General features: G+C 37.2%; 1 pseudogene. It reads left to right on the forward strand.

Annotated elements, in window-relative coordinates:
• Positions 1 to 266 (forward strand): annotated as a pseudogene (locus HMPREF2877_RS05705) (IS30 family transposase); the annotation flags it as partial.

Raw genomic sequence — 266 nt, forward strand, 5'->3', positions numbered from 1 at the left:
AAAACTGTTGTTAGTTATCAAACAATCTATAGAGCCATTTATCGAGGACATTTTGAGGATAACTCATTATCTCATGGTGCTCGTGGTGTCATTCGTAAACTTCGTCATCGTGGGAAAACACGTCATACTAAAGGTCATGTTGAAAATAGAGGGAAAATATCCATTTCTCATACAATTCACGAAAGACCAGAAGAAGCTAATAATCGAACTAGAATAGGAGATTGGGAAGCCGATACTGTTGCAGGTAAAACTGGAAAAGCTTGTTT

It is taken from the genome of Streptococcus sp. HMSC072D03 (assembly GCF_001812855.1).
In the GTDB taxonomy this organism is placed as follows: domain Bacteria; phylum Bacillota; class Bacilli; order Lactobacillales; family Streptococcaceae; genus Streptococcus; species Streptococcus salivarius_D.